The sequence below is a fragment of the Amycolatopsis orientalis genome (assembly GCF_000943515.2).
GTDB lineage: Bacteria > Actinomycetota > Actinomycetes > Mycobacteriales > Pseudonocardiaceae > Amycolatopsis > Amycolatopsis orientalis.
Genome location: NZ_CP016174.1, coordinates 6,280,961 through 6,302,757, shown reverse-complemented (window position 1 = coordinate 6,302,757; position 21,797 = coordinate 6,280,961). Strand labels below are relative to the sequence as shown.

The window sequence follows — 21,797 nt, the reverse complement described above, 5'->3', positions numbered from 1 at the left end:
CGTTCACCCGGTTGACAGCGGTTCGGCCGGATGGTGACACTAGTCCGCGTTAGGAAGGTTTCTTAACGAGGGCTCGCCGCGCCCGGCTCCACGGAATGCATCGCAGCATCTGAAGGAGGCACAAAGTGGTACGCCCAAGATGGCGCGCGGCCCTGGTCACGGTCCTCGCGGCCGCCTCGCTCCCGCTCTCCGCCCAGTCCGCTCCCGCGGCTCCCGTCCAGTACGAAGCCGAGAACGCGCTGATCTCGCAAGGCGTGGTCGAAGCGAACCACGCGGGATTCACCGGCAGCGGTTTCGTCAACTACGACAACGTCACCGGCAGCTACGTCGAATACACCGTCACCGCCGCGCAGGCGGGCCAGCACACGCTGACCTTCCGCTACGCGAACGGGACCACGGCCAACCGTCCGCTCGACGTCACCGTCAACGGCACACTGGCCGTCGACGACCTCGCGTTCGCGGGCACCGGCGCGTGGACGACCTGGCGCACCGTCACCGCGACGGTGAATCTCGCCGCGGGCGCGAACAAGATCCGTACCACCGCCGTCACGGCGAACGGCGGGCCCAACGCCGACTCGCTGTCCGTCGACGGCGGCGGTGGCGGCCCGATCGCCGGGACCCCGGTGGAGATCAACGGAAAGCTCCACGTCTGCGGCGTCAAACTGTGCAATCAGTACGGCAGGCCCATCCAGCTGCGCGGGATGAGCACGCACGGGATCCAGTGGTACAGCCAATGCGTCAAGACCGCTTCGCTGGACGCGCTGGCCACCGACTGGAAGGCCGACATCCTGCGGGTCGCCATGTACATCCAGGAAGGCGGCTACGAGAGCAATCCGCGCAAGTACACCGACATGATGCACAACTACATCGAGGAAGCCACGAAACGCGGGATGTACGTCCTCGTCGACTGGCATCAGCTCGATCCGGGCGACCCCAACGCGAACCTGAGTCTCGCCAAGACGTTCTTCACCGAGATCGCCCAGCGGCACAAGGACAAGGTCAACATCATCTACGACGTCGCCAACGAGCCGAACAACGTCACGTGGGCACGGGTGAAGAGCTACGCCGAGCAGATCATCCCGGTGATCCGCGCGCAGGACCCGGACAGCGTCGTCTTCCTCGGCACCCACGGCTGGTCGACGTTCGGCATCTCCGACGGGCGCGACGAGACCGATATCCTGAACAACCCGGTCAACGCCACCAACATCATGTACACGTTCCACTTCTACGCGGCGTCGCATCAGGACGAGCACTACGACGCGCTGGCGCGGACCGCCGACCGGATCCCGGTGTTCATCACGGAATTCGGCACCCAGACCTACACGGGTGACGGCGGGAACGACTTCACCTACTCGCAGAAGTACCTCGACCTGCTGGCCGCCAAGAAGATCGGCTGGACCAACTGGAACTTCTCCGACGACTTCCGTTCCGGCGCGGTGTTCAAGACCGGGACCTGTGCCGGGAGTTCCTTCACCGGCACGTCGATGCTGAAGCCCGCCGGCGTCTGGGTGCGGGACCGCATCCGCACGCCGGACGACTTCCCGACCGGCTGATCCCCCTTGCGTTTCGTCCTCTGCTTGCGATCCTTGCGCGTGCAACTACCGCAAGCAGAGGACGAAACGCGTCAGGCGAGCCAGGCGTCGATGCCGGCGTGGATCGAACGCTTGAGGTCCGGGGGCGCGAAGGACGCGTCGACGGACGCCCTGGCGAGGCCGGCGAGCGCGAGATCGTCGTAGGCGAACGCCTCCCGGGTGCGCAGGAACTCGTCGGTCAGCGTGGTCCCGGTGACCGACGGGACGTCGGTGCTGAGGGTGACCACGAGTCCGGCGTCGACCAGCCGGGGGAGCGGGTGCTCCTCGAACGACGGCACGAGCCCGAGCGTCACGTTCGACGACGGGCAGACCTCCAGCGCGATACCGCGTTCCCGCACTTCGGCGACCAGGGCGACGTCCTCCAGGATCCGGATGCCGTGGCCGATCCGTTCGCTGTGCCCGAGGTCGAGAGCCTCGCGGATGCTGTCCGGGCCCGCGTCCTCCCCGGCGTGATGGATCAGGTGCAGCCCGGCCTCGTCGGCCTCGTCGCAGATCTGTGCGAAAGGCGCGAGCGGGTATTTCTCCTCGCCCGCCAGGCCGATGGCGATCACCCCGTCCGGGGCGTACCGGCGCGCGAGGTCGAGGGTGAGCCGGGCGCGGTCGACCGAGCGGCGGCGCGAGTGGTCCAGGATCACCCGGGTGACGAGCCCGTACTCGGCGGCGCCCGCCGAAAGTCCTTTGAGGACGGACGCGAGCGGCATGTCCGGCTCGCCGAGCCGTTCGCCGTGTGCCGCCGCCGTGAAGGTGACCTCGGCGTAGCGGACGCCGTCCGCGACCTGGTCCTCGCAGAACTCGCGCGCCACCCGTTCGAAGTCCTCCGGACGCCGCAGACAGGAGCGGAGCAGTCCGTTGTAGTCACCGAACGCGCGGAACCCGTCGAAAACGGGTTGTTCGGCCGGGACGGCGACGCCGTTGGCCTCGCCGAGGTCACGGAGCGTGTCCGGCCGGATGGTGCTTTCGAGATGGACGTGCAGATGGGCCTTGGGCAGCAGCGAAAGATCCCGCATGAGCCCGAACCTAGCGCCACCGGCCCCCTGGCGCGCCCCGTTTTCCGGGGCCTGACCGGCGTCGCCACCCGAAATGAGTGATTTGGCGCGCTACGGGGAACCCGATGACCACCACCGGTCGTTGAGCAGGACACCAGACGACCCCGAGGAAAGGGACCACAGTGCCTCTACTGCGGAAGTTGACCGCCCTGGCCGGCACCGCCGGGGCCGTGCGCGCCTACGTGCGGAAGAACCCTGAGAAGGTTTCCAAGGTCGTGAACAAGGCCGCGACCTTCGTCGACCACAAGACGAAGGGCAAGTACCACAGCCAGATCGACGGCGCGGTGCGCAAGGTCGACGGGATGACCGGACGGCCGCCCCGTCGCCCCTACGAGCACTGAGCCGCTCTGAACCAGCTTCTGAACTAGCTCTGAGCTGAAAGCGTCTCGAGGATCTGCTCGCCGTACTTGGCGAGCTTGTTCTCACCGACGCCGCTGACCGTACCCAGCTCCTGCAGCGTGGCGGGCCGTTTGGTGGCGATCTGGCGCAGGGTCGCGTCGTGGAAGATCACGTACGCGGGCACTCCCTGCTCCTTCGCCGCCGCGGCCCGCCACGAACGCAGCAGTTCGAACACCGGCGCCGCTTCGGCCGGCATGTCGGCGGCCGCGGCCTTCTTCGCGCTGGAGCGTGCCGCCGCCTTGGCCGCCCGCTCCGGCTCACGCCGCAGCTGGACCTTCCGCTGTCCGTTCAGGACCTCGGCGCTGCCCTCCGTGAGCACGAGCGAGCCGTAATCGCCCTCGACGGCGGCGAGGCCCTGCGCGAGCAGCTGCCGGACCACGGCCCGCCACTCCTGCTCCTTCAGTTCCGTGCCGATCCCGAAGACCTTCAGGGAATCGTGGCGGTGCTGGGTCACCTTCGGCGTCGACTTGCCGAGCAGGATGTCGATGATCTGCCCCGCGCCGAACTTCTGCCGCCGCTCGTTCTGCAGCCGGACGATGGTGGAGAGCAGCTTCTGCGCCGGGATCGTGCCGTCCCAGGTCTCCGGCGGTGCCAGGCAGGTGTCGCAGTTCCCGCACGGCTCGCTTCGCTGCCCGAAGTAGCTCAGCACCTGCACCCGGCGGCATTCGACCGTCTCGCACAGCGCGAGCATCGCGTTGAGGTGGGCACTCTGCTGCCGCTTGTGCGCCTCGGAGCCCTCCGACATGTCGATCATCTTGCGCTGCTGCACGACGTCCTGGAGGCCGTACGCCAGCCACGCCGTCGACGGCAGCCCGTCCCGGCCCGCGCGGCCTGTCTCCTGGTAGTAGCCCTCGACTGACTTCGGCAGGTCCAGATGCGCGACGAAACGCACGTCCGGCTTGTCGATGCCCATACCGAAGGCGATCGTCGCGACGACGATCAACCCGTCCTCGCGCAGGAACCGCGACTGATGCTTCGCCCTCGTCCGCGCGTCCAGGCCCGCGTGATAGGGCACCGCCGGGATCCCGTTCTCCACCAGGAAGTCCGCGGTCTTCTCCACCGAGTTCCGCGACAGGCAGTAGACGATCCCCGCGTCCCCCTTGTGCTCGGTGCGCAGCAGTTCCAGCAGCTGGCGCTGCGGCGAGTTCTTGCCGACGATCCGGTACTGGATGTTCGGCCGGTCGAAGCTCGCGACGAAGTGCCGCGCGTCCTCGAGGTTGAGCCGGGACGCGATCTCGGCGTGCGTCGTCTTCGTGGCGGTGGCGGTGAGCGCGATCCTCGGCACGTCCGGCCAGCGTTCGTGCACCGCGGACAGCATCAGGTAGTCGGGCCGGAAGTCGTGGCCCCACTGGGAGACGCAGTGCGCCTCGTCGATCGCGAACAGCGAGATCTTGCCGCGGTCGAGCAGCCGCACCGTCGATTCGACCGACAGCCGTTCCGGCGCCAGGTACAGCAGATCGAGATCACCGGAGAGGAACGCGGCTTCGACCCGGTTGCGCTCGGTGTAGTCCTGCGTCGAGTTGAGGAAACCCGCGCGCACGCCGAGGTTGCGCAGCGCGTCGACCTGGTCCTGCATCAACGCGATCAGCGGCGAGATCACCACCCCGACACCCGGCCGGACCAGCGCCGGGATCTGGTAGCACAGCGATTTCCCGCCGCCGGTGGGCATGAGGACGAGCGCGTCACCGCCTGCGATGACGTGTTCGACGATGGCCTGCTGGTCACCGCGGAAGCTGTCGTAGCCGAAGACGCGGTTCAGCGTTTCGACGGCTTCCGAGGTACCGATGTCGGGGGCTGCCACCCGGGGGATTCTAGGGGCGGGGTCCGACACGTTTTCCGGCGACATCGCGGCGGCCGCGCGCGATCTCGGTGGCGAGCGCCTCGAGCGGCCCCGTCCAGAACCGGCGGTACTGGTCGAGCCAGCCGTCGATCTCCTTGAGCGGGGCGGGATCCACCGAGTACAGCCGGCGCGCGCCTTCGGCCCGGACGGTGGTGAAACCGTTCTCGCGCAGGACACGCAGATGCTGCGAGACCGCGGGCTGCGAGATCCCGAACTCGGCGCGGACCACCGCGGTCACGTCGCCGGAACTCTGTTCCCCGTCCACCAGCAGTTCCAGGATCCGGCGGCGCACCGGATCCCCCAGGACGTCGAACGCGTGCATCCGGCAACTATCACGGTCCGGACTTATATAAGTCAAGGTTGTCAGGCTGTCCTCACCTCGTGGTGGCATCGTTTCCGGTGGACGGCGTGCGGGTAGTCCGCACCGGGAAACGTCGGAAGGGGAAGCGATGAAACTCGCCGAGGTGCTGGCCGACGGGTTCGGCCGGGTCCAGGAGGTCGTGCACGAAGCCGTCGAGGGTTTGAGCGCTGAGCAGCTGGCCGAGAGCCCGGGGCCGGGTGCGAACACGATCGCCTGGCTGGTCTGGCATCTGACCCGGGTCCAGGACGATCACGTCGCCGACCTCATGGACACTGAGCAGATCTGGACCTCGGCGGGCTGGCTGGACCGGTTCGAACTGCCGTTCCCGGCGGCCGACACCGGGTACGGGCACCGGCCCGAGGACGTCGACGCGGTGCGAGTCGACTCCGCCGATCTGCTGACCGGCTACTACGACGCGGTGCACGAGGCGACGACGGCTTGGGTCGCGGGTCTGGACGAAGCCGCTCTCGACCGTATCGTCGACGACGCGTGGGATCCGCCCGTCACCCTCGGGGTACGGCTGGTCAGCGTGCTTTCCGACGATCTCCAGCACGCCGGGCAGGCCGCGTTCGCCCGGGGACTCGTACTCCGCGCTACGTAGGGCAGGTGCCGCTCCACGACGGACGACGGGGGCCCGGCGCGCGGAAACACTGGTCGCATGAGTACTCCCACAGTGCGGCGACGGCCGAAGACGCTTACCCCGCGGTGGCGGAAACTCGCCCTCGTCGTGCACGTCGTCTCGTCCCTCGGCTGGCTCGGGATCACGCTGGTGAACGCGGTCCTGACCTTCACCTCCGTGTTCACCGACGATCCCCGGCGCCAGCACGCGGCCATCCTGATGATGGATCAGATCGGCGGTTCCCTGCTGCTGCCGGTGAGCCTGGTCGCCCTGGTCAGCGGGATCGTGCTCAGCGTCGGCACGAAATGGGGGCTGATCCGGTACCACTGGGTCGCGATCAAACTGGTGCTGACCCTGATCGCGACGGGGCTGACCCTGTTCTCGCTGCTGCCGGGTCTGCGGGAGCTTGCCGCGCTCACCGTGTCCACTGTGGACGGAGTATTCGTCGAGGCCGGACGGCGGCCGGACGGGTTCTACCCGATCATCGTGTCCACGACGATGTACCTGACCATGACCGTGCTGTCGGTGTACAAGCCGGGCGGGAAGACCCCGTACGGCCGGCGGGTGACCGCCGCGCGGGTCCGTGACCAGGTCGCGTCCTAGAACTCTTCGAGGGCCTCGTCGATCCGCTTCGCTTCGGAGCGCAGATCGTCCAGGGTGGCTTGGGCGGCGGTGGTCTCGCCATTCGCCGCCTCTTCTTCGAGTTCGGCGTCGGCGAGCCGCCGCCGGAGTTCGTTCGCCTTCTCCGTGCTCTTCTCGGCGCGGCGTTCGGCACGAGCGAGGTCCATTTCGGCCTGCTTGCAGGCTTTCGCGAGGTCGGCCGCCTCGCGCCGGAGCCGGTTGAACTCAGCCACTCGCTTGTGTTCGCGCTCGGCTTCCTCGCGGGCCTTCGCGATCCGCTCCTGCTCGGCCTTCGACGCGGCGGCGTCGGCGGCTTCCCGTTTCGCCTTCCGGCGATCGTCCAAATGCGACACGGTGGCGGGTTTTTCTCGCTCCGGTGCGGATTCCCGCTTCGGTCGCGGGAGGAATCCGCTCGTCAGCCACTGGTCGCCCGCACTGTCAGCGCTGGTGCTCAGGCGTCCGGCCAGTGCCAGCGCCGCCACCTCGGGATCGGCCACGATGGCTTCGAGGGTAGCCTCGACCTCGCGGGCCACCGGTTCGCTCAGGGAGCGTTCGGCCTGCAGGACCTGGTTCACCAGCTCCTGACGTCGCCGGGTGAGCTTGCGCAGGTCCGCACCGGCCAGCGCCGAATGCGCCTTCCGCAGGTCTTCGCCCAGCCGGGCCAGCTCCGCCAGCTCGGGGGAACCGGCCCGGCGGTTGAGGATCGTGGCCGCGAGCGTGGGTTTCCGGAGCGCGCGGATACGTTCGGCCAAGGCGGCGTTACCCGCAGCCTTGGCCTCTTTCGCCCGCTGGTTGCGCACCGCGACGAACTCCGCCGGATCACCGGCGTAGAGCTCGTCCGCGACCTCGTCGAAGTCCATCGTCCTCCGCGGATCCGGTGCTCAGCTGTCGGTCAGGCTCGGGATCAGGTGGCCGTGCTCGCGTTTGGCCTCCAGGTACGCGCGAGCCGCGTCACTGACCGGTACGATCGACGGCTCGCGTTTGACGATGATCCCACGGGATTCCAGTGCCTTCACCTTTTCGGGATTGTTGGTCAGCAGCTTGACCCTGCTCAGGCCCAGGCTTTCCAGCAGATCGGCGGCGGCGGCGTAGTCGCGGGAGTCGTCGGGGAGGTGCAGCGCACGGTAACTGGTGAAGGTGTCCGCCTGGTTCAGCTGGCTGTACACATACCCGCGTGCCTTGGCGAGCAGTCCGGAGCCGCGACCCTCCTGGTCGAGATAGATGATCACGCCGGAGCCTTCGGCGGTGATCAGTTCCTTCGCCTGCTGTACCTGGTCGTGGCAGTCGCAGTCGACCGAGCCGAGGATCTCGGAGTAGACGCAGCGCGAATGGATCCGCACCAGACAGTCGTCCACCGGTTCGCCGTAGATCGCGGCCACCGGGGGATTGCCGGTGGCCAGCGCGTCGTCGAGGACGCGGACACGGAAGGCGCCCTCGTTCCGGCGAAGCGAATGTTCGACGAAAAGCTGTTCAGTCATGGTCTTGCTCCGGGGCGACCTTGAGAACGCGGTCGACCTGCTGGGCGACCGGCATGGAGTCGGCGACGCCGCCGAAGGATTGCGCTGCGGTCATCGCGGCGGTCGCCCATTCGAGGTCGGACCGGTCGATCTTCCTGTCCTTCATCAGAAGACGGTGGATCAGGGCGGCACTGAACGCTTCGCGCGCGCCCGGGGTGTCCCGCAAGGCCGTCGGGAAGCGGGCGATGTCCGCCCGCGTGTGCTCGGACCGCACCATGCAGCCGAACTCCTCGGTGATGCAGACCCCGTGCACGCCGAGCATGAGCAGGCTCGACGCCAGTGATTCCATGGTGATCTCGTCGGTCGCCCCCGACAGCAGCTCACGGAGCTCCCACTGGGTACCGACCAGGTAGTCGATGTCGGCGAAGTGCTCGTACAGGAACTGAGGGCTGGCGATCGGCGGCGAGGGCCGGACCACGATCAGCGGTTTCTTCTCCAGCGTGCCCACCACGCGCAGCACCTCGCGGGTGGCCGCCATGGGCTGCTCGAAGGTGATCACGACGGCGTCCGACGATTCGAGCACGCCGCGCAGGGAATGGGTGTGGAAGTCGGCCGGGTCGAGCCGGATCTCGCCTTCGTTCATCCACGGCAGCAGGACCGCGCCGCCGTTGCGGGTCATGAACACCCCGACCACCGGGGTCTTGGCGTTCGGCACCACCTTGACCAGGTTCAGCCGGAGCCCCTCGGAAGCCATGTAGTCCAGCAACATCTGCCCGGGCTGGTCGTCGCCGACCGCGGTGACCATGTGCACGTCCATGCCGAGACGCGCGTTCGCCACCGCGTGGTTGAGGCCCTTCCCGCCGGGATGGGTCTCGTAGGAGATCAGCGGGGTCGACGATCCGGGGGAGGGGATGTGGTCGACGACGTAGATGTGGTCGACCACGGCCGAGCCGATCACGCTCACGGTCGCGGCGCGGGTCGCCGGGTCCGTCGTGGTGCTGGGTTCGGGGAGGGCGACGTCGAGAACGGAACTGCTGACACAGAGTTCGGCCAGCTTGGCGATGGCGGAGCTTTCCAAAGTGGATCGGAGCGCGCGCACGGTCAAATGCCGCTCCGGAAGACTCACGCCGAGTAGCCGGTGAATCGGTTCCCACAGCTCCACGAGACGTTCACGGCGCTCGCCGACATCGGCCGCGTACAGGGTCTCGATCTCGGGCTCGTCGGGGAACCGTTGCGCGAGCAGACCGAGGGAAAGTGCCATGTCGACGATCACGAGGTCTTCGGTCGGGAGCTGACCGGCGATCCGCCGCACCGCTTCCAGTGCGGCCTCGGGGGCGGTCTTGTCCGTGGTGTTCACGATCTGCCGGACCACCGGGAGATCCAGGATCGGCCGGACCCCGACCTCGGTGGAGCGCAACCTTTCGGCGCTCAATCCGGTGCGCGTGCGCAGCCTCACCAGAGCACTGCGGACACCGTCCACGCCGGGCACCGGACCACTCATCGGAATAGATTACTCCGTTCGCATCGGCAGTTGCCATCGCGCTGGGCCTGTTCCGTGGCTATTGCCGCCACGTTACTCCTTGTAGCTACTGCGCGGGGAGCATACCGCCGCGCCCTGGTGGACCGGTCGCGACTCCCTGCGCGGGTCATTCACTCATTCGAACCAGTGTGACCTGGGGATGGGCTGGGTATCTCTCAAGTTCGTATCTGCCAACTGCCTATATCGATTGGCAATTGACGCTTGTTACCGGCAACTGCCACACTGGGCTTGCCTTCAAAGTCGGGGAGGTCGTCATGAAGCGTTCGCAAGCCGCACCACCGATCTTGTTGATCCTCGCCGCGCTGGTGACGTCGCTGGTCAGCGCTTGCGGACACCGGGCGGGAGCGGCCGGGGGCGACGGCGATCGGATCGTCATCCTCGCCTCGGCGACCTCGAACGAACCTCGCCCGTCGCTGCCCTCGGCGATCGAACGCCTGCTCGCGGAGGCCGCGAACAGCCGGGACGCCACGGACGGGAAGAACGGCAAGGGCGCCCTCGCCATCGTGACCACGGCCGACGGCGACACCGCGCGGACGTGGCCGCTGACCCCGCGCCGGGCCAACGGCGCCGTCGAGCACGGGTTGCAGCGCGAAAACCTGATCGAGGGCAACGTCCGGCGGGTCACCGAGGCCGTCGCCGGGCTGGCCGCCACCGAGCCCGGCCTCGATCTCCTGGCGGGTATCGACAACGCCGTCCGCGGTACCGGCCCCGGCACGCTGGTCGTGCTCAGCAGCGGGTTGTCGACCGCGGGCGGTTTCGACCTGCGGCGCACCGGATGGCAGCTCGAACCGGGCGCGCTGGCCGCCGAACTGAAGTCACGCGGTCTCCTGCCGCGACTCGACGGCCGCCGGTTCGTGATGACCGGGATCGGTGCCACCGCGGGCCTTCAGGCGCCGCTCTCCTTGCCGACCAGGGAACGGCTTGTCGCGTATTGGCGCGAGATCTGCCGTGCGGCGGGCGCCGCCGAATGTGTCATCGACGACGCGAGGCCCGACCACCGGCCGCCGAACGGGAACGTGCCCACTCCGGAGGTCCCGGTACCCGGGATCGTCTCGGTCAGCGGGCCGGACGGGACGACGAAGACGACGTTGTCCAACGACGTCCTCGGTTTCGCCGGGGACTCGGCCGCTCTTTCCCCTGCGGCACAAGGGGTTCTGACGGAGTTGGCGTCGCGGATCGGTGCGAAACGGGACGGCCGGACCGCGGCGAAGGTGGTCGTCCGCGGGTTCACGGCGGATCCGCCGGGCTCGACCGAACAGGGCAGGGCCGAACTGTCCGCCGCGCGGGCGAACGCGGTGGCCGGCGCGCTGCGGGCGGCCGGGGTGGACGGTCCGATCGAAGCGAGTGGAGGGGGGACCGCGCCAGGGATGACGGCGATGTCCGGTGGCGTCTTCGACGAGGGTGCCGCCGTGAAGATGCGCCGGGTCGACATCACGTACTGAGAAAAGAGGGAGGCACCGTCATGGACGGCTTGGACCGGATCACGCCCCATCTGCCCCTGCCACGGGCGGCGGCGGAGGAGTACCACGACGACTACCAGCGGGCGGCCGCCGGGACCCGGGGAAGGCTGGGCGCGCGGATCACGGAGCTGAAGCTCGCCGCCGACCGTGTCCTGCGCACCCCGGTGATCGGGCCCCGCGGACAGTTCATGACCGTGCACGAGGCCAAGCACCGCGCGGAGATGCTGACCGAGCAGATCGACACCGACGAGCTGCGCGGCAGCCTGCGGCACTACCGGGTGTCGCGGTCGGCGAAGGTGCTCACCCTCTTCGGCCTGGTGGTCGTCGACTTCCCGGTGATGCTCTGGCTGGCGAGTTCGGTGTTCAACGTCGACTGGACGAATCCGCTCGGCCTGCAGCTGGTGATCAGCTTCGTGATCTCGGTGCTGGCCACCGGCGGCGCGGCGACGGCGCTGTATCACCTCGGCCACAACCAGCGGGAGAACAAGGACGACCGGCGACGGCTCACCTGGCGCACGCTGTCCCGCGGCTCGAAGCTGAGCATGCTGGCCGCGGTGACGCTCGTGGGGCTGATCGCGGCGGTGATGTTCGTCCGGGTCTACACCGAAGGCGAGCTGAGCGGGCTCGACAGTCTCGCCTTCCTGCTGGCGGTCCTCGTCGCCTTCGTGATGCTCATTTCGGCCGCGCTGGTGTTCTGGACGGCGTTCCGCGACGGTTCACTCGAACAGGATGATCTCCGGTGCTACAGCGCGATGATCATGCGCTGCGAATCGTTGCGCCGCGAGTACGAGGTCCGCATCGGCGAACTGACGGCGCAGCTGCAGCGGCTCGAAGGCGAGTATCCGTTCCGCGCCACGGTCGACACGACCTAGCGCCACGCGGGGCCGCCGTAGCGGATCGGGCCGCGCGGTGGCACCCGCCGGACCGGTGAATTCGGATTACCCGGAGCCGGTCGGACCAAACGAAGATCGGCACTTTGGAGGTGGCGCGCCCCCGGCCGCGGAACGACGATGAGCACGAGGGATCCCGGATCCCGGGGGAAGTCATCTGCCGCTGGAGGTCCGAATGTCCGTCACCGAACGCGTTCCCGTTACCCCGCAAGAGAATTTCCTCGGTTCCGGGCCCTATCCGGAGCATCGGTGGCGGGTGGTCCTCTGGTCCGTCCTCGCCGGTTTCGCGCTGACGGTGATCTGGTCCGCGCCCTTTGTGGACAGTGTGATCGGCGACAGCGTGGCCAACACCCTCCTGGGGCACAACGCCAAGGAGACTCCCATCGGCGGTGTGCTCGCCGGGACGTTCTTCGCGTTCGTTTCGGGACTCGCCGGAACCTTCACCGCGTGCAACATCGCCGCCTTCGGCGCCGTCGCCCCGCTCGTCGGAGGCGAAACCGCCGGACGGCCGAAGTTCGTCAACACGCTGAAGCCGCTCGGCTGGATCGCGGCGGGCATGCTGACCGTTTCCGTGGTGTACGGCGTCATCGTCGCGCTCGTCGGCACGCGGATGCCCCAGTTCTCGACCGCGTCCTCACCGGGCGGGCTCACCCCGCGCAACATCCAGTCGATGATCGTCTACGGCGTGATCGGGATCGTGTTCATCGTGCTGGGCCTCGCTTCCGTCGGCATCGTGCGCAATCCGATCGCCGGTCTCGCGCGCCGTTTCCCGCCCGCCCCGCTCGTCCTGATGGGCGCGCTCATCGGCGGGTTCCTCATCGGCCGTCCGTTCCCCCTGTTCCGGATCATGTTCCGCAGTGCGGCCGAAAGCCACAATGTCTTCTACGGCGCCGCCGCGTTCGCCCTGCAGTCGGTCGGCAACATCCTGGTGATGGCGCTGTTGTTCCTCTTGCTCACGCATGGCACGGGCGGGCGGCTGCAGCGGTGGATGCTCGCGAAGCCGGCCAGGATCGCCGTGGTGACCGGCGCCGCGCTGCTCGTCGCCGGCACCTTCACGTTGCTGTACTGGGATCTCCGGGTGCTGGGCCGCACCGGCGTCATCTGGTATCCGACCATCAAGTGGTGAAGATCCGCTCCAGTACCTGCTCGACCGAATGCCGTAGACACCTCGCCGCGTCTTCCCGGCCGGCGAGGTGTTTCAGCAGGCCTTGCTGGAACAGGCCGTCGAAGAGCGCGTACACCGTCGACGGAGCGAGATCCAGCGGACGGCCCCGCAGTTCCGCGTACCGGGAGACGATCCGCCAGATCATCCGTTCGAGTGTCTCGTCGATGGCGAGCACGTCGGCTCGGAACACCTTTTCGAACAGGCTCTGGTTACGGAGGTCATACCAGAGCCGGTGCAGCGGGGCGTCTTCGCACAACGTGGCGGCCATCGCGGCACCGAAGGCCAGCTTCAGTTCGTCCGCCGTTTTCGCGGTTTCGGCTATCCGGTCGTACCGGGTGACGCATTCGGTCTTGTACTGCTTGACGCAATAGGTGATCAGCTCGACCTTGTCACGGAAGTAATAGTGCAGTACCCCATGGGAGAACTCGGAGTTCTGCGCGATCTCCCGCAGACTCGTCCTGGCATAGCCCAGTTCCGACAACGTGACCAGCGCGGACCTCGCCAGCTGGGCCCGTCGTTGGTCGAACCTGTCCACCTGTCGGGTTTGGTCACCGCTGCGGTCCGCCACGTCGGTCACAGTTCCCGGGTCCCGTCGCCTCGAGTGCCCGCCCGCCGCCGGCACGTCGTGGGATTCTAGCCCCGGAAAGGTTTTTCTTGCGTACGACAGAATTTATTCGAGCCACTCGGTGATGAAATGGTCGCTTTCGTGGATGTGGACGGCTTCGTAGACTTCCGGTCCGATCACGGCGAACTTGTGCGGGGTGTCCGCGGGCACGACCAGGACGTCGCCCGCCGAACCTTCGCGTTCGGCGGCTCCGATGGTGAACCTGGCCCTGCCGTGGATGATGACGAACGTTTCGCCGTACGGATGCTTGTGCAGCCTCGGTCCGGAACCGTCGACGTCGGTCCGCTCGCGGATGATCGAGATCCCGGAGCCGATGTCGCGGCCTTCGACGTTTTCCAGGGTTTCGGTACTCATCCGGCCACCTTAACCCCGGCGCCGGGGTCAGAAGGGCGGTTCCGGGCTCCCGGCCGCCACCGGTGTTCGCTCCCACGCGCCGTCCGACGGGGTGCCGCCCGAGCTCCGGCCCGCCTTGTTCACCTTCGCCGTGGCATAGCGCAGTGACGGGCCGATCTCGTCGACGTCGAGTTCCACCACCGTCCGTTTCTCGCCTTCCTTCGTTTCGAACGAGCGCTGCTTCAGCCTGCCCTGCACGATCACCCTGGTGCCCCGGGTGAGTGATTCGGTCAGGTTCTCCGCGGCCTGTTTCCACAGCGTGCAGCGCAGGAACAGCGGATCGCCGTCACGCCATTCCCCGCTCTCGCGATCCAGCACGCGCGGTGTCGACGCGACGGTGAAGTTCGCGACCGCCGCACCGGACGGGGTGAACCTCAACTCAGGGTCGGTCGTCAGGTTGCCGATCACCGTGAGCACCGTTTCTCCGGCCATGGGACTTCCTCCTCGCTTCCGCGCGCGGGCCCCGGACGGGCCCGCTGTCGCCTGGGAAGAGGAGACCACCGGGGTACGACAGTTTCGGACACCCCGCGGCGCTCGGAGGTCATGAAAGGGAGGTTCAAGCCGCAAAGTGCCGTGAAGTTCCCTCTCACGACTCCTGTGCGCCCGAGACGCTCTCGCCGAGCCGGGAGAGCCCTTCGTCCAGCCGATCGGGGCCGACCAGCCCGTAACCGATCACCAGCCCGCCTCGCGTTCCTCCATACGTGGCCAGGCTTTCGACGGCCACCCCGGCACGAGCCGCCGCCGCGATCGCACCGTCCACAGTGACCGTCGCGTGTGGAGCGACCGGCGCGCACAGATGAAGTCCGGCACTGGAAGGAACGATTTCCAGCACATCACGCAGCTCGTCGCGGACGAAGGCCAGGATCCGGTCGCGCCGCACCGCGTACTCCCGGGTGGCCTTGCGCACGTGGCGGGCCAACAGGCCTTCGTCGATGAAACTCGCCATCGCCGACTGGGTCACGAGGTCACCGTGCCAGTCCATCAGTTGTTTCGCCTGCCGCAAGGCCGGTCGCAGCGAAGCGGGAGCGACCAGGAAACCGAGACGCAGCAAGGGGAGCAGAGTCTTCGAGAACGAGCCGACGTAGAGCACCCGGCCGTGGTGGTCCAGGCTTTGGAGTGGCTCGAGCGGGCGATCCGAGAACCGGTACTCGCTGTCGTAATCGTCCTCGACGATCACCGCGTCGTTCCGCTCAGCCCACGCCAGCAACGCCGTCCTCCTGGCGAGGGACATCGCCGTGCCGAGCGGGAACTGGTGCGACGGTGTCGTATAGATCAGACGGATACCCCTGGGGAGCGCGGTGACGTCGAGTCCCTCGGCATCCACGGGCACCTTCACGACCCGGGCGCCGAGCGAGGCGAACAGTCGCGCGGCGGGCGGATAGCCGGGGTCTTCGACGGCGACAGATGTACCGGGTTCGATCAGGACCCGGCCGATCAGGTCGAGGGCCTGCTGCGCCCCTTGCGTGACCAGGACGTCCTCGCCGCTCGCCCGCACCGACCGCGCGGCGCCGATGTGCCGGGCGATCGCCACCCGCAGCGTTTCGAGCCCGGCCGGATCGGCGTAGCCCGACCGCGGCGGCAGCGAGGGCCGCAGCGCCTGGCTCACCAGCCGTCGCCAGGTCCGCAGCGGGAACAGGGCCGGATCCGGGACGCCGACGCGGAAGTCGAAGGCGGGCACGGACCGGTCGGCGCCGAGTGGGGGCGGGAGCGAACGCCAGCGCGCGGCGGGCCGGACCCCGGCACCCGCGGGGGCGGCACGATCCGCCCTCGCCACGGGATCGGCGCTGACGAACGTCCCCCGCCCGACGTGCCCGTTGAGGAAGCCCTCCGCGGTGAGTCGCTCGTACGCGACCGCGACGGTGTTGCGCGAGACGTCGAGTTCGCGGGCCAGTTCCCTGGTCGGCGGCAGGCGTTCCCCGGCGCGCAGGCGCCCGTCGAGGATGCCGTCACGGAGCTGCCGGTAGATCCGCGCCGCCAGGTCGGTGTGCCCGTCGAGGCTGATGTGGAACGGCACGCCGCGAGCCTACATTGGCCCAATCGAACTGTCGCGGAATGGAGCTGGGATGTGGCCAATGCGCTGCCTAACTTGAGACCATGGAGTCCACGAAACGACTGGCACTGGCCCAGCTGATCAGCTCCGTCGGCGACGGCGCCTACTACGTCAGCTCAGCCCTGTACTTCACGCTGATCGTCGGGTTGTCGCCCGCGCAGGTCGGCCTCGGGCTCACCGTGGGCTGGGCGATCGGCTCGGTGGCCGGGGTGGCGCTGGGGCATTTGGCCGACCGGCGCGGGCCGAGGGGGACCGCCGTACTGCTGGGACTGGGGACGGCGGCGTCGGTCACCGCGTTCCTCTTCGTCGGTTCGGCCGTCGCCTTCGTGATCGCGGCCTGTGTCTACGCCTGTTTCCAGAGCGGACTCGGCGCGGCGCGGCAGGCGCTGCTCGCCGGGCTGGTCGACCCGGCCGGGCGCACGACGTTCCGCGCCCGGCTGCAGGCGATGTCCAACGCGGGGATCGCGACCGGCGCGGCCCTCGGCGGGATCGCGCTGGCCATCGGTACGCGCGAGGCCTTCCTGACCGTCTTCGTCATCGACGCGCTCAGTTTCGTCGCGGCGGCACTCATCCTCCGCGGGGTGCCTTCGGTAGCGCCGGCGCCCGTGCGGACCGGCGAGCCGTCCGTGGCGGTGCTCCGCGATCGTCCGTACGCGCTACTGGCCCTGCTCAACATGATCATGTTGCTGTACATGCCGCTGTTCAGTCTCGTCCTGCCGCTGTGGATCTCGACCCGCACGGCGGCCCCGAGCTGGCTGGTCTCGGCGATGCTGGTGCTGAACACCGCCAGCGTCGTGGTGTTCCAGGTCCGGGTGGCACGGGGGGTGACCGGTCTGCGCAGCGCCTCCCGCTACGCCCGGTACGCCGGAGCGCTGCTTTTCGTCTCCTGTCTCGTCTTCTCGCTCTCCGCCATGAGCAGTTCGGCATGGACGGCGGCGCTGGTCCTGCTCGCGGGGGCCGCGTTGCAGGTGGTGGGGGAGATGGCCCAGGCGGCGGGCTCATGGGAGATCGGCTTCGGTCTCGCCCCCGAGGGCAGGCAGGGCCAGTACCAAGGACTTTTCGGGGCCGGGACGGCCATCGCCCGGATGCTCGGCCCGGTGCTGCTGACCAGCCTGATCCTGGTCGGCGGGGCACTGGGCTGGGTCGTGCTGGGCGGGCTGTTCCTGCTGGCAGGCGCGCTCATCGGCCCCGTCGTCCGCTGGGCCGAACGGACCAGGCCCGGTCAGTCCTCCAGTGACTGCCGGAAATGGGAGGCGAGGTCGAGTACCGCGGCCTCTTCCGGGGTGTACCAGGCGAAGGCGTCGTGTTCGTCGGGATTGAGCACGACGTCGCCCGGTTCGTCCTCGGCGAGCGCGTAGACCGTGGCGTGGATCCGCATCGGCCTGCCTTCGACGTCGTCCCAGCTGTGGGCACCGCGTTCGCCGGTGATCCGCACGGTCAGTCCGGTCTCCTCAGCGAACTCGCGGACCGCGGTGGCCGGTGGCGGCTCGCCCGGCTCGACGGTCCCTCCCGGCAGTTCCCAGTGGCCCCCGAGGAAGGAGCCCGGCCGTCGCCGGAGGAACAGGATCTTCCCGCCGCGGATGAGCCTGCCGTAGGCCAAGTACTTGTCCGTCACCAGCGCATCTTCCCGTATCCGGAGGACTTTTCCGATCGAGGACCGAACCTGTCCGCAATGGCTCGTAGCGTAAGCGTCATGAACAACACGGAGATCCGCCCCTTCCGCCTCGACATCCCCCAGGAGCAGCTGGACGAACTGCACGCGAAGCTGGACAGCGTGCGCTGGCCCGCCCCGCTCCCCGGCGACGGCTGGGACACCGGGGTGCCGGTGGCCTGGCTGCGCGGACTCGCCGAATACTGGCGCGACGGCTACGACTGGCGCGCCGCCGAACGCGAGATCAACGGTTTTCCGCAGTACACCACGGAAATCGACGGCCAGAAGATCCATTTCCTGCACGTCCGCTCACCCGAAGCCGACGCGACACCGCTGATCCTCACGCACGGCTGGCCGGGTTCGGTGGTGGAATTCCTCGATGTCATCGGCCCGCTCACGGACCCGAAGGCGCACGGCGGAGATCCCCAGGACGCGTTCCATCTGGTGATCCCGTCGCTGCCGGGGTTCGGTTTCTCGGGTCCCGTCTCGGATTCCGGCTGGACGATGCCGAGGATCGGCCGTGCCTGGGCGGAGCTGATGCGCCGGCTCGGTTACGAACGCTACGGCGTGCAGGGCGGCGACCTCGGTGCTTCCGTGTCGCCGGAGGTCGGCCGCGCCGAGCCGGACAAGGTGATCGGGGTGCACGTCAACGGCGGCCTGACGCCGATGCCGCCGATGTCGTTGTCCGATGATGAACTCGCGTCGCTCACCGACATCGAGCGTGATCGCATCCAGCGGATCGCGGCCTTCATGCGGGAAGAGTTCGGGTACATCGCGATCCAGTCGACGCGGCCGCAGACCCTCGGCTACGGGCTCGTGGACTCGCCGGTGGCCCAGCTGGCCTGGATCATGGACAAGTTCCGCGAGTGGACGCATCCGCGCCCGACGCTGCCGGAAGAGATCATCGACCGCGACCGGTTGCTGACCAACGTCATGTTCACTTGGCTCACCGGCACGGCGGCTTCGTCCGCGTACGTCGGTTACGCGCAGGCGGAAACGTGGGGAGCCGTCGAGAAGAACTCAGGGGTGCCCACGGCAGCGCTGATCTTCGCGCACGACGTCGGGATCCGGCGGTATTCGGAGGCCGCGCACACGATCGTGCGGTGGACCGACGTCGACCGTGGCGGGCACTTCGCGGCATTGGAAGAGCCCGAGATCCTGGTCGCCGACGTGCGGGAGTTCTTCCGGTCCCTCAAATGACGAGGACGGCCGCTTCCCCGAGGAAGCGGCCATAATCGTCCACTTCGGACTCGAGTCCGGCGATGGCGGACCGCGAAAGCGCGGCGAAGGGTTCCACGACGACCTTCGTCCGCTTCGCGGTTCGCTTGACGTGCCAGGTCCCGGCGATCCGGTCGTCCACCAGTACGGTGGGCGCGATCATCCCGCCGCCGGAGTTGACGCGTTTCGCGTGTGCCGGGTCGAGAAACAGATCGCGGTCGGCGTAGCCCAGCAGGTACGGGTCGAAAGCGCCGAGCAGGCGAGGGGGACAGCGGGGAGCGGAGAGATCGGTCTCCCGGAGTGCGAAGCCGATACCGGCGGGCACGAGATCCAGTACTTCGAAGGCCTTGCGGCAGAGACCGAGCGGGAGCCCGGACCAGGTGGCGAAGTCCTCGGCCGTCGCGATGCCATACGCGGTCAGATAGCGGTGGGCCAGTTCCGCGTGCGGGTCGGGCGGATCGTTTTCCTCGGTGGTCCACTCGTCGAGGAGAACGTACGTCGGCTCCGCCCCGTTGTCCTCGCCTCGGCAGATCAAACCGCGATTGGCCGCGTACGCCAGCAGATGAGGCGGCGCCTGTGACGTCGTGTCGAGCACGATCCCGGCGGCCGCCAAGCCTTTCAGGATCTCTTGCCGGGTGAGTGCCCTGCCGGGCAAGAGATCCTGGAGGTGGTTCAGCGCGCGTTCGCAGAGTTCGTCGGTCAGGTCCAGTTGTCTGCGCCGTCCCTGGCCCGCCTGGGCGTTGCGTGGGCCGAACAGCCGGTTCAACCAGCGGAGATCCGCTGTCGGCACCAGATGGAGCGTCTTGCGCATCAGCCAGGTGCGGGCCACCTCACGGGAAGTGTCGACGTCCTGCGAGGTCAAGCCCCGGCCGCGAGCACGGACCGCGAGCCTCGCCGCGGGGCTCGACTGCGCCTGGATCGCGGCGACCGCCCTGGTCACGGAGAGCACGTCCGGGGCGGGGGCGGAGAGCAGCTGGGCGCGGGCGCGGATCGCCCGGATGTCGTCGTCGGACAGCGTCACCCGTTGACGATCTCATGGGCGTTCACCGGTTCCGTGTGCACGACCGCTTCCGCGAGCCGCGGCAGGACCTGGCGCAGCCGCTGTTCGACTTCGTGGGCCAGGTGGTGCGCCTCCGTGACGGTCAGCCCCGGCTCGACCGAAACCGCCAGCTCCGCGCGCTGGCTGTGCCCGATCCAGCGCATCCGCAGATCCCGAGTGCCGAGTACGCCGGGGACTTCGGCCGCCGCGCGTTCGGCACGATCGACGTCGGCCGGGTCGACGGCGTCCATCAGGCGGCGGAAGACCTCCTTGGCGGCGTCGCGCAGGACGAACAGGATCGCGACCGTGATGGCGAGGCCGATGATCGGGTCGGCCTGCGGGAACCCGAACGCGACGCCGGCGGCCCCGAGCACCACCGCGAGCGAAGTGAACCCGTCCGTCCGCGCGTGCAGCCCGTCGGCGACCAGCGCGGCGGACCCGATCTCACGGCCGACCGTGATCCGGTACCTGGCCACGAGTTCGTTACCCGCGAAGCCGATGACCCCCGCCGCGGCGACCACCCACAGATGCTGGACCGGCCGCGGGTCCAGCAGCCGCTCGATCGACTCGTACCCGGCGAGGAAGGCCGACGCCGCGATCAGCAGGACGACGAGCACCCCGGCGAGGTCTTCGGCGCGCCCGAGTCCGTAGGTGTAGCGGCGGGTGGCGGCTCGACGGCCGAGCATGAAGGCGATCCCGAGCGGGACCGCGGTCAGCGCGTCGGCGAAGTTGTGGATCGTGTCGCCGAGCAACGCCACCGAACCGGTGACCAGCACCAGCGCCAGCTGCGCGACGGCGGTGACGAACAGGGCGGCGAACGACCAGATCAGCGTGCGGACGCCGCGTTTGCTGGTCTCCAGCGCGGTGTCGACGCGGTCGGCGCTGTCGTGGCTGTGCGGGGTCAGGAGATGGCGGAGACGGCTTTTTCCCTGCCGGTGGCCGTGACTGTGTCCATGGCCGTGCCCATGCCCATGTCCGGTCATCGCCCACCTCCCTGTCATGCTACCTGCGCAGTCATGCAGGTACGCAGGCAGAAGGATAACCGGTACCCTGCGGGTATGCACGAGTCGGTCCCGGATTTCGAGATGCCCACCGAGGAACAGGTCCACCTGGCCGCGGAGACCTTCCGGCTGCTCGCCGACCCGACGCGGATCAAGGTGCTCTGGGCGCTCCTGCAGGGCGAGTCCTCGGTCGCCTGTCTCGCGGACCTGGCGGGTGCGGCGCCGACCGCGGTCAGCCAGCATCTCGCGAAACTGCGGCTCGCCGGGCTGGTCAAGGGGCGCCGCGAGGGAACATTCGTCTATTACTCCGCGGCCAACGACCACGTCCGCGGGCTGCTCGCGCAGGCGTTGTTCCACGCCGATCACATCGATCGCGACATCCCCGCGCTGCACACCGCGGCGAAACCCCACCGTCCGGTGGCCCGCTGAATCCGGCTACGGTGGAGCCGTGACCCAGTCCTCGTACCCGGCCGCCCTCCGGTGGCTGTTGTTGTGCGTGGTGGCACTGGGTCTGGTCGGGATGCATCACGTCACCGCCGAGTCCGGCCACGGCGCCGGGCACGGGACCGCCGCGGTCGCGATGGCGGATCCCTGCTGTCAGGACGTTCCCGCGCACCACGACAACGGTGACCACAGTGGACTGCACCTGTGTCTCGCGGTACTCGCCGCGGCCGTGCTCCTGATCGTCACCTGGCTGCTCGTCCGAAATGGACGGACCGGGACGACCCGGCTGTCGTGGGAGACCGGCGGTTCGGCCCCGGGCCGTGATCCTCCGCGCTGGAGACCGGTTCCGGAACGGCTGGCCTTTCTCTGCGTGTCTCGGGTGTGAC

At 68.5% G+C, this 21,797-nt stretch carries 23 protein-coding genes and 1 pseudogene; 11 read left to right on the top strand and 13 right to left on the bottom strand.

Going from position 1 to position 21,797, the window contains the following annotated elements; translation table 11 throughout:
- Window positions 1-125: 125 nt before the first annotated feature.
- Window positions 126-1,553 carry a cellulase family glycosylhydrolase gene (locus SD37_RS27170; protein ID WP_044849960.1) on the top strand — a complete coding sequence of 476 codons (1,428 nt, stop codon included), beginning with the start codon at window positions 126-128 and terminating at the stop codon, window positions 1,551-1,553.
- 71 nt (window positions 1,554-1,624) lie between these two features.
- On the opposite strand, the gene add is transcribed toward SD37_RS27170, so the two are convergent.
- Window positions 1,625-2,599 carry an adenosine deaminase gene (gene add / locus SD37_RS27165; protein ID WP_044849959.1) on the bottom strand — a complete coding sequence of 325 codons (975 nt, stop codon included), beginning with the start codon at window positions 2,597-2,599 and terminating at the stop codon, window positions 1,625-1,627.
- 161 nt (window positions 2,600-2,760) lie between these two features.
- Between add and SD37_RS27160 the strand changes: the two genes are divergently transcribed.
- Window positions 2,761-2,979, top strand: coding sequence for an antitoxin (locus SD37_RS27160; RefSeq protein WP_016335889.1), 219 nt, complete (start codon window positions 2,761-2,763; stop codon window positions 2,977-2,979).
- A gap of 23 nt (window positions 2,980-3,002) precedes the next feature.
- Here the strand turns inward: SD37_RS27160 and recQ are convergent, their stop codons facing one another.
- Together recQ and SD37_RS27150 are read right to left on the bottom strand one after the other, a co-directional pair.
- A complete protein-coding gene (gene recQ, locus SD37_RS27155; RefSeq protein ID WP_044849958.1) occupies window positions 3,003-4,838 on the bottom strand; it encodes a DNA helicase RecQ in 1,836 nt (611 codons plus the stop codon).
- Between the two features lie 10 nt (window positions 4,839-4,848).
- Entirely contained in the window at window positions 4,849-5,199 is a 351-nt protein-coding gene (locus SD37_RS27150; RefSeq protein ID WP_044849957.1) for an ArsR/SmtB family transcription factor, read from the bottom strand.
- Window positions 5,200-5,326: 127 nt separating this feature from the next.
- On the opposite strand from SD37_RS27150, the gene SD37_RS27145 reads away from it, so the two are divergent.
- Window positions 5,327-5,839, top strand: coding sequence for a mycothiol transferase (locus SD37_RS27145; RefSeq protein WP_044849956.1), 513 nt, complete (start codon window positions 5,327-5,329; stop codon window positions 5,837-5,839).
- Between the two features lie 57 nt (window positions 5,840-5,896).
- A complete protein-coding gene (locus SD37_RS27140; RefSeq protein WP_044849955.1) occupies window positions 5,897-6,460 on the top strand; it encodes a hypothetical protein in 564 nt (187 codons plus the stop codon).
- On the opposite strand, the gene SD37_RS27135 is transcribed toward SD37_RS27140, so the two are convergent.
- The 3 genes from SD37_RS27135 to SD37_RS27125 are packed head-to-tail and all read right to left on the bottom strand — an operon-like array spanning window position 6,457 to window position 9,436.
- On the bottom strand, window positions 6,457-7,338 hold the full coding sequence (locus SD37_RS27135) for a hypothetical protein (protein WP_044849954.1): 882 nt from the start codon (window positions 7,336-7,338) through the stop codon (window positions 6,457-6,459). The two genes, SD37_RS27140 and SD37_RS27135, sit on opposite strands and share 4 nt — an antisense overlap.
- Window positions 7,339-7,359: 21 nt before the next feature.
- Window positions 7,360-7,956: a GTP cyclohydrolase II gene (locus SD37_RS27130; RefSeq protein ID WP_044849953.1), complete on the bottom strand. Its 597-nt coding sequence runs from the start codon at window positions 7,954-7,956 to the stop codon at window positions 7,360-7,362.
- Window positions 7,949-9,436, bottom strand: a complete 1,488-nt coding sequence (locus SD37_RS27125; RefSeq protein WP_044849952.1) for a PfkB family carbohydrate kinase — start codon at window positions 9,434-9,436, stop codon at window positions 7,949-7,951. Before SD37_RS27125 ends, SD37_RS27130 begins: the two co-directional genes overlap by 8 nt.
- Before the next feature lie 293 nt (window positions 9,437-9,729).
- Here SD37_RS27125 and SD37_RS27120 point away from each other — a divergent pair, with 293 nt between their 5' ends.
- The 3 genes from SD37_RS27120 to SD37_RS27110 all read left to right on the top strand — a co-directional run bounded on the left by SD37_RS27120 (window position 9,730) and on the right by SD37_RS27110 (window position 12,951).
- Window positions 9,730-10,917, top strand: coding sequence for an OmpA family protein (locus tag SD37_RS27120; protein WP_083255096.1), 1,188 nt, complete (start codon window positions 9,730-9,732; stop codon window positions 10,915-10,917).
- Window positions 10,918-10,937: 20 nt separating this feature from the next.
- Window positions 10,938-11,807 carry a hypothetical protein gene (locus SD37_RS27115; protein ID WP_044849951.1) on the top strand — a complete coding sequence of 290 codons (870 nt, stop codon included), beginning with the start codon at window positions 10,938-10,940 and terminating at the stop codon, window positions 11,805-11,807.
- 193 nt (window positions 11,808-12,000) lie between these two features.
- Entirely contained in the window at window positions 12,001-12,951 is a 951-nt protein-coding gene (locus tag SD37_RS27110) for a hypothetical protein (protein ID WP_044849950.1), read from the top strand.
- Here SD37_RS27110 and SD37_RS27105 read toward each other — a convergent pair.
- The 4 genes from SD37_RS27105 to pdxR form a co-directional block, all read right to left on the bottom strand.
- On the bottom strand, window positions 12,941-13,567 hold the full coding sequence (locus tag SD37_RS27105; protein WP_044849949.1) for a TetR/AcrR family transcriptional regulator: 627 nt from the start codon (window positions 13,565-13,567) through the stop codon (window positions 12,941-12,943). The two genes, SD37_RS27110 and SD37_RS27105, sit on opposite strands and share 11 nt — an antisense overlap.
- A gap of 93 nt (window positions 13,568-13,660) precedes the next feature.
- Window positions 13,661-13,969, bottom strand: a complete 309-nt coding sequence (locus tag SD37_RS27100) for a cupin domain-containing protein (RefSeq protein ID WP_044849948.1) — start codon at window positions 13,967-13,969, stop codon at window positions 13,661-13,663.
- Between the two features lie 27 nt (window positions 13,970-13,996).
- Window positions 13,997-14,440 carry a single-stranded DNA-binding protein gene (locus SD37_RS27095; protein ID WP_044849947.1) on the bottom strand — a complete coding sequence of 148 codons (444 nt, stop codon included), beginning with the start codon at window positions 14,438-14,440 and terminating at the stop codon, window positions 13,997-13,999.
- 154 nt (window positions 14,441-14,594) lie between these two features.
- Window positions 14,595-16,022 carry a MocR-like pyridoxine biosynthesis transcription factor PdxR gene (gene pdxR, locus SD37_RS27090; protein WP_044849946.1) on the bottom strand — a complete coding sequence of 476 codons (1,428 nt, stop codon included), beginning with the start codon at window positions 16,020-16,022 and terminating at the stop codon, window positions 14,595-14,597.
- 80 nt (window positions 16,023-16,102) lie between these two features.
- Between pdxR and SD37_RS27085 the strand changes: the two genes are divergently transcribed.
- Window positions 16,103-17,416: an MFS transporter gene (locus tag SD37_RS27085; RefSeq protein ID WP_472239323.1), complete on the top strand. Its 1,314-nt coding sequence runs from the start codon at window positions 16,103-16,105 to the stop codon at window positions 17,414-17,416.
- On the opposite strand, the pseudogene SD37_RS27080 reads toward SD37_RS27085, so the two are convergent.
- Window positions 17,347-17,673: pseudogene (locus SD37_RS27080) on the bottom strand (NUDIX hydrolase); the annotation flags it as partial. The gene SD37_RS27085 and the pseudogene SD37_RS27080 sit on opposite strands and share 70 nt — an antisense overlap.
- A 78-nt stretch (window positions 17,674-17,751) precedes the next feature.
- On the opposite strand from SD37_RS27080, the gene SD37_RS27075 reads away from it, so the two are divergent.
- Window positions 17,752-18,909, top strand: coding sequence for an epoxide hydrolase family protein (locus SD37_RS27075; RefSeq protein WP_044849944.1), 1,158 nt, complete (start codon window positions 17,752-17,754; stop codon window positions 18,907-18,909).
- On the opposite strand, the gene SD37_RS27070 is transcribed toward SD37_RS27075, so the two are convergent.
- Window positions 18,902-19,948 (bottom strand): winged helix DNA-binding domain-containing protein, encoded by a 1,047-nt coding sequence (locus tag SD37_RS27070; RefSeq protein WP_044849943.1) that lies wholly within the window; start codon window positions 19,946-19,948, stop codon window positions 18,902-18,904. The genes SD37_RS27075 and SD37_RS27070 overlap by 8 nt on opposite strands.
- A complete protein-coding gene (locus SD37_RS27065; RefSeq protein ID WP_044849942.1) occupies window positions 19,945-20,949 on the bottom strand; it encodes a cation diffusion facilitator family transporter in 1,005 nt (334 codons plus the stop codon). The genes SD37_RS27070 and SD37_RS27065 overlap by 4 nt, the downstream gene beginning before the upstream one ends.
- A gap of 75 nt (window positions 20,950-21,024) precedes the next feature.
- Between SD37_RS27065 and SD37_RS27060 the strand changes: the two genes are divergently transcribed.
- Together SD37_RS27060 and SD37_RS27055 are read left to right on the top strand one after the other, a co-directional pair.
- On the top strand, window positions 21,025-21,396 hold the full coding sequence (locus tag SD37_RS27060; protein WP_044849941.1) for an ArsR/SmtB family transcription factor: 372 nt from the start codon (window positions 21,025-21,027) through the stop codon (window positions 21,394-21,396).
- Between the two features lie 19 nt (window positions 21,397-21,415).
- Window positions 21,416-21,796, top strand: coding sequence for a DUF6153 family protein (locus tag SD37_RS27055; protein ID WP_044849940.1), 381 nt, complete (start codon window positions 21,416-21,418; stop codon window positions 21,794-21,796).
- The last annotated feature ends 1 nt before the right edge of the window (window position 21,797 follow it).

What these genes read in the sequence shown, in the direction of transcription:
- add (WP_044849959.1), bottom strand. Translation starts at nt 2,599, where the DNA reads ATGCGGGATCTTTCGCTGCTGCCCAAGGCCCATCTGCACGTCCATCTC.
- SD37_RS27150 (WP_044849957.1), bottom strand. Translation starts at nt 5,199, where the DNA reads ATGCACGCGTTCGACGTCCTGGGGGATCCGGTGCGCCGCCGGATCCTG.
- SD37_RS27145 (WP_044849956.1), top strand. Translation starts at nt 5,327, where the DNA reads ATGAAACTCGCCGAGGTGCTGGCCGACGGGTTCGGCCGGGTCCAGGAG.
- SD37_RS27140 (WP_044849955.1), top strand. Translation starts at nt 5,897, where the DNA reads ATGAGTACTCCCACAGTGCGGCGACGGCCGAAGACGCTTACCCCGCGG.
- SD37_RS27135 (WP_044849954.1), bottom strand. Translation starts at nt 7,338, where the DNA reads ATGGACTTCGACGAGGTCGCGGACGAGCTCTACGCCGGTGATCCGGCG.
- SD37_RS27130 (WP_044849953.1), bottom strand. Translation starts at nt 7,956, where the DNA reads ATGACTGAACAGCTTTTCGTCGAACATTCGCTTCGCCGGAACGAGGGC.
- SD37_RS27125 (WP_044849952.1), bottom strand. Translation starts at nt 9,436, where the DNA reads ATGAGTGGTCCGGTGCCCGGCGTGGACGGTGTCCGCAGTGCTCTGGTG.
- SD37_RS27120 (WP_083255096.1), top strand. Translation starts at nt 9,730, where the DNA reads ATGAAGCGTTCGCAAGCCGCACCACCGATCTTGTTGATCCTCGCCGCG.
- SD37_RS27115 (WP_044849951.1), top strand. Translation starts at nt 10,938, where the DNA reads ATGGACGGCTTGGACCGGATCACGCCCCATCTGCCCCTGCCACGGGCG.
- SD37_RS27110 (WP_044849950.1), top strand. Translation starts at nt 12,001, where the DNA reads ATGTCCGTCACCGAACGCGTTCCCGTTACCCCGCAAGAGAATTTCCTC.
- SD37_RS27100 (WP_044849948.1), bottom strand. Translation starts at nt 13,969, where the DNA reads ATGAGTACCGAAACCCTGGAAAACGTCGAAGGCCGCGACATCGGCTCC.
- SD37_RS27095 (WP_044849947.1), bottom strand. Translation starts at nt 14,440, where the DNA reads ATGGCCGGAGAAACGGTGCTCACGGTGATCGGCAACCTGACGACCGAC.
- SD37_RS27085 (WP_472239323.1), top strand. Translation starts at nt 16,103, where the DNA reads ATGGAGTCCACGAAACGACTGGCACTGGCCCAGCTGATCAGCTCCGTC.
- SD37_RS27075 (WP_044849944.1), top strand. Translation starts at nt 17,752, where the DNA reads ATGAACAACACGGAGATCCGCCCCTTCCGCCTCGACATCCCCCAGGAG.
- SD37_RS27065 (WP_044849942.1), bottom strand. Translation starts at nt 20,949, where the DNA reads ATGACCGGACATGGGCATGGGCACGGCCATGGACACAGTCACGGCCAC.
- SD37_RS27060 (WP_044849941.1), top strand. Translation starts at nt 21,025, where the DNA reads ATGCACGAGTCGGTCCCGGATTTCGAGATGCCCACCGAGGAACAGGTC.